This is a genomic window from Vibrio sp. 1288 (assembly GCF_033344475.1).
In genome coordinates, this window is the sequence record NZ_JAWPOX010000337.1 from 1 (window position 1) to 806 (window position 806).

Annotated in this window: 1 protein-coding gene; it reads left to right on the forward strand. The window is 49.6% G+C overall.

Annotation, left to right across the window (positions count from 1 at the left end; genetic code table 11):
• The coding region (locus R8O11_RS26615; protein ID WP_318194794.1) for a pyruvate kinase at positions 1 to 660 on the forward strand (660 nt) is incomplete at its 5' end.
• Positions 661 to 806 lie beyond the last annotated feature (146 nt).

Below are 806 nucleotides of genomic sequence, written 5' to 3' on the forward strand. Positions count from 1 at the left end.
TGGGGTAAGCCAGTCATTACCGCCACCCAGATGTTGGAATCGATGATCGAGAATCCTCTCCCAACTCGCGCTGAAGTGTTAGACGTGGCAAACGCGATTATCGACGGAACAGACGCCGTGATGCTGTCGGCGGAATCGGCGGCGGGCAAATACCCAATCGAAGCGGTCGAAGCCATGGTTCGCATCGCACAAGGTGCAGAGCACGAGCTGGAATGTAACCATGACTGCTGGGATACTCTGCAACACTTATGTTCTAACCCAGGCAAAAGTTTCGCGCTTTCATCAATGATTTCGGCTTCTCGCGTTCATCAAGATCTTGGCGTTGCGATTTTAACCCAACATGGTGAAACGCCGCTGTTGATGTCTCGCTGCCAAAGTAAAACTAAGATTTGGGCCCTGAGCGACAACCCAGCTTTACTTGCACAAATGACCATTCTACGCGGTGTTGAACCTTTGTATTTCAAAGCAGCAGAACGCCACGTCGATCTCGCTCCGCAGTTAGTGGAATGCTTACGTCAAAAGGCCAACGAAGCACATATTTCCTCCATTTTGATGACCCAACTCGACTCCATCGAAGGCATGGGTGAAATCAATGCGTGTCGCTTGCTGAGCTTGAATGTGTCTTCTCACATGAAGCCAGCGGAAGAAATCGCAGCTTAGGTTTACCTCCCCCTTATTCAAGCTCGACCTTGAATTTCTCCCCCATAACTTGCTCCACAGGGACTTGACCTGCCAAATGGCAGGTCCTTTTTATTACGCACGATATAACCAACCATTCGCTGACTCTTGGAATATGAGCGTTAACT